3 protein-coding genes are annotated in these 5,158 nt (G+C 32.7%); 2 read left to right on the top strand and 1 reads right to left on the bottom strand.

Annotation, left to right across the window (positions count from 1 at the left end; translation table 11 throughout):
• Positions 1–145: 145 nt before the first annotated feature.
• Positions 146–322 carry a hypothetical protein gene (locus HN894_14405; GenBank protein MBT7144515.1) on the top strand — a complete coding sequence of 59 codons (177 nt, stop codon included), beginning with the start codon at positions 146–148 and terminating at the stop codon, positions 320–322.
• A gap of 16 nt (positions 323–338) precedes the next feature.
• Here HN894_14405 and HN894_14410 read toward each other — a convergent pair whose 3' ends face one another.
• Positions 339–3,335, bottom strand: a complete 2,997-nt coding sequence (locus tag HN894_14410; GenBank protein ID MBT7144516.1) for an alpha/beta hydrolase fold domain-containing protein — start codon at positions 3,333–3,335, stop codon at positions 339–341.
• Positions 3,336–4,086: 751 nt separating this feature from the next.
• On the opposite strand from HN894_14410, the gene HN894_14415 reads away from it, so the two are divergent.
• Positions 4,087–4,965, top strand: coding sequence for a serine protease (locus HN894_14415; GenBank protein MBT7144517.1), 879 nt, complete (start codon positions 4,087–4,089; stop codon positions 4,963–4,965).
• Positions 4,966–5,158 lie beyond the last annotated feature (193 nt).

Below are 5,158 nucleotides of genomic sequence, written 5' to 3' on the forward strand. Positions count from 1 at the left end.
TGAAAAACAACTCGCCGGCAGCACTTTAAACAAAATAGAAATGCACACAGCCTCAGGAAACTACCTCGTTCATCTGATTGGCGAAAAATCCATTTCAACAGAAAAAGTTTTCATTAATAATCCCTAATTTCTAATTCCCAATCCCATGAAAAAACCATATTCCACTCCCAAAATTGAAACCATCATAATTGATACAGATATTTCCCTCGTGATGATGTCCACTCCACCTCCCGATCCCGACAAATCGATGATGAATCAAGAATGGGAAAAAGAGCGAGAGAAAGAACGAAAACGAGATAGTTTTGCTTCGCCTTTCGAGTAGTTATTGAAATATTTACTCAATTAGCAGGATAAGTTAGAGTGCTAGCATTTGTCATTTTTATTTGATAGCCTTGCCCGGGAATCATATTTCCTATTTGATTGACGTTATATACTGGCCAGTAAATTTGCCCGAAATAGTTTTTTACTATTTCAATATTAGTAGAAATGCTACTCGTCATATTTACTATTGATGCAGGGGTGTTTCTTAGATATGATATATATGACCATGAAGAAGGAATATGACAATTAGTGTTTTCAGGTTGAACTGCAATACCTTCGAGGATTAAGGTATCTGTATCAATCATTTTTATTTGATAGCCTTGACAAATAGAAATATTGTCAATTGAATTTATTCCATAGGCTGGCCAATATATTTGACCAAGATAGTTTTTCACTACAATTATATTTGAAATAATATCTGTAAATATTGAATCAATTGTTGCTACCGAAGGAATTATATATGTAGAAAAATAACTCCAGCCTATGGGCAACTCAATACTTTGCTGATCGATAAGAGAGGATTCAAGTACAAAATATATAGAATCGGACATTATTTTACAGCCGTGAAATGAATGTGTTTCAACTTTGTACCATCCTGATAGTGTAGCTACAATTTCCTTATCATTTTCACCAACTATGGATGTATTATTCAAATACCATTGATAGTCATAAGATTCTTCAGCTATAAGAGTATCATTATTTTGTACTATTTGAGTTTTAAACTTATCGGTCAAGAACTGGAAAAACTTTGTTTTATAAAAATCATATAGAATTGTAAATATCTGTTCACTTGAAGGGATATGAAAATTGCTTATATCTATTGTCCGCAATGAGGATATCACATTATTATCATTTAAGTATTGGTGTATTGCCGAACCTCCAAAATATGGCAAATTATTATGAATACCGCTGTAATAATTTATAATAGGATCATTCCTTCCGTGAACAATAGCAGCCGGTGTCTTGTTTGTTCCAATATATGAAGTGTCTCCAATTAGAGCCCCACAAGAAAATACTCCAGCAATTTGATTAGAATATCCCAAAGAGCCAGTTACATTGTTCAAGCTTCCAAGGTTGCTTGTATTTACCTCGGGAATGTTACTTTGATCTAACCAAGCCACATTATAAGCCACAGTACCTCCGGCTGAATATCCACCAACAAATATCAAAGAAGTATCAATATTAAAAGTATCAGGATTTGCTTTAAAAAATCGTATTGCTGCATTTGCATCCTGTGTTGCTCGATATGTGGCTTTCATTTCTTCTAAAGCAAGCGCTCCTGTCGGATTTTTTCCAGTACGATAGTACACCGAAGCAGCAACATATCCATGTAATGCAAAATGCTTACAGAATTTATTAACATTATCTATACCGTCTGGTGTAATGTGATTAAAACCACCCCCAGGGAAAATCAACAGTAGAGGGCGTTTTTGAGTTGAATCGCCATCAGGATAAAAAACTTCCATTTCCAATGAAATTGGTATGTTATCCCAAGTCAAATTCTCACCGTATTGGATAAGATCTGAAGAAAATGAAGTAAAAATGCGTGAGAGATAACGATCGGAACAATCGCACTGTGATTTTCTAAAAGCTGATACAAAAACATCATAGTCTCCATTAGAATTAAGATTATTTATACTGTTAGGATCCGGATCAAAATCAGTAGTATCTTCAAAACATCCTATAGTATAAACATTGCCAAAAGCATCTAATGTTAGAGAATTGCCTTCATCATAATTACTCCCACCAATACCTCTTGACCATAAATAATTACCGTACTCGCTAAATTTAGCCATTAAAATATCTCCCAATCCGTTTGAAGTGAGATCATTAATTTCTAGTCCCGTATCAAAACTTGCTGTTTCGTTAAATGTGCCAAGAGTGTAAATATTCCCTACAAGATCAATATCTATAGAATAACCATAATCATAAGAAATACCACCAATTCTTTTTGCCCATGCAAAATTGCCTAAGTTATCAAGTTTAGAAATAAAGATATCTGTATTTCCATTTGAGCTAAGATCGTAAACTGCAGGTCCCGGATCAAAATCACTTGTTCCGTTGAAATATCCAATAGTATAAACATATCCTGCCGGATCATGTGCTAAGGAATAAACATGATCGAAAGATGCTCCTCCAATATTTTTTGCATAAATAAAATCTCCAGTTGCATCAAGCTTTGAAATGAATATATCCTCGCTTCCGTTTGAAATAAGATTATATATTCCTGAGCTGGGATCAAAATCAACCGTTTCATAAAAATTCCCTGTAATATATACATTCCCAGTTGCATCAATAGCCAAAGATTGACCATAATCATTTCCGGTTCCACCCATTCTTTTTGACCAAATGAAATCTCCCAAAGAATCTAATTTAAGAATAAAAATATCTTCATTCCCATTTGAACTAAAATTGAAAACTCCGCTGCCAGAGTCAAAATCTACAGTTCCTATAAAACTACCAGTAACATAAACATTCTGGTAAACATCAACAGCTATTGAAAATCCTATATCATCTGAATTTCCACCAATACTTTTGGCATAGATTAAATTTCCTAAAGCGTCAAATTTTGAAATAAAAATGTCTGTTCCTCCATTTGATGAAAGATTAAATGTCTCATTGCTCGGATTAAAATCAACAATTCCCTTGAAACCACCAGTTATATATACATTCCCCTCTTCATCGCATGCAATAGAACTGGCATAATCAAAATCAATTCCTCCAATACTTTTTACCCAAATTAGATTTCCTGAATTATCAAGTTTAACAATATAAATATCACAATCTCCATTCGAACTAAGATTGTTAGTATCAATAAGATTGGGATTAAAATCTGCAGTTCCTCTGAACCATCCTGTAGAATATATATTTCCATCATTATCAATGGCAATAGATTGTCCAAAATCATCGTCTGTTCCACCAAAACCAGCTGCCCATTCAAATTGTAATTCCTGCGAAAATAAGTTTATTGTGATTAATAGAACACTAATAATGATTGATATTTTCTTTTCCATAAATAAGAAGTTTTAGTATAGATTGGACATGCTTAGCAAAAAACCTAATATGAAAATTAAAACTCTCAAATAATACCATTTTCAAAATATTAAATACTCTTCATCAGTCAGACCAAGAGTTAAAAAAAATGGTTGCCCTTACAGTTTTATTATGTTATGTTCTGATGTTGATTTAGTGTTGGCTTTATAATTCCCCGCTCACACTGATATTTCGTCGGTGTGATTTAAGAAAGATGACATAATTTTTCCAGAAATTTTAAATAAGTGCTCGATTTTTTGATTAAAAATTCTAATGTTGTGTCTTCTGACGTAAAAAACTTTTGATGTCAGGCAGTTGTAAAATAAAAGACAGGAAAAAACCGAATTTTGTTAAGATGAATTTGAAACACATGGACGACATGTTTGTGTGAGCCGGATAAAATAAAAGGAAAAAAGACAAAAATAGTTTGCTGACTAATAGAATTCTTTTATTTTTGCAATTGTATAATTAACATTTAATTAATGTATAGCAAAGTCAACAAATATTAGGACATGAATCAAGTAGTACAACAGAAATTTACACACATGTTTGCGAGAACAATTTTAGAAATTTTAAAACCCCAATAGATGACCTACTTTAATCAGAATAATAAAAATGTACGCTTATACCCTAAAATTCCGTGTGTAAACGTACATTTTTCTAAAGACAAAGAAGATATAAGCGTACATGTACGCTTACACAATAGTTAGCATTAATTAAAAATAAACCAATATGTTTTCAAAAGCTTACGAAATTGCAAGTAAATTCACTCACCCAGTGATTGTATCAATGAGATTCTTTGATAAAAAGGTAGAAAGTGGATTGGGAAGTTTCATTATTTTAAATGATGAAGGTTGGATTGTTACTGCTGCTCATATTCTTGACCCTGCATTTGGACAACAACAGCACGTTAAGGAAATCGCTGCATTTAATGACCAAGTCAAAGTTATAAAAGAGAATGACAAGCTTAAAGCTCATTTAAAGCAAAGGCAACTTAAGAAATTAAAGCCAAACAACAAATGGATTACTAATTGTAGTTTTTGGTGGGGAAATGATGTGTTCAAAATCAATCATTTTGAAATTCTAAGAGAAAATGATTTAGCAATTGGTAAAATTGAAAATTATGACAAACGTTTTCAAAATGTTTATCCAAAACTTAAGAAACCTGTAGACCTGAAAAATGGAACAAGTCTTTGTAAACTTGGTTTCCCCTTTCACTCTATAAAAACAGATTTTAATGAAGCTGATAATTCGTTTAAATTAGCCCCTAGAGTATTACCAGTGCCAAGATTTCCAATTGACGGAATATTTACAAGAGAGGCTTCCGCTGGGAAGTCAAAAGATGGAAAGTTTGACATAAAATATATAGAAACATCTACGCCTGGACTGAAAGGTCAAAGTGGTGGACCGACATTTGATGTTTTAGGAAATATCTGGGCAATCCAAAGCCAAACAATTAATTTGGATTTAGGTTTTTCTCCTAAAATAAAAAGAGATAAAAAAGAGGTAGAAGAGAATCAATTTATTAATCTTGGTTTAGGAGTTCACGTTGCTACTTTGATTGATTTTTTGAAAGATAAAGGAGTTAAATTTGAGTTGTCAGATGAATAACTAATGCTAACACTTAAGAATATAAAAACAGCGAAAAACTACAGTGCCTGGCACTGTAGTTTTTATATTCGTTGTTGAGCTAAACCCAAGCCGGCGGGCTTAAAGTAAAGGATTTGGCGTATATGTATTTTTAATAATTTGGGGATTTTGGAGGGAAACGGAATTTCTGCTTTGTTTTCCGAAAATCAGATAA

The organism is Bacteroidota bacterium (assembly GCA_018692315.1).
Taxonomy (GTDB): Bacteria; Bacteroidota; Bacteroidia; order Bacteroidales; family JABHKC01; genus JABHKC01.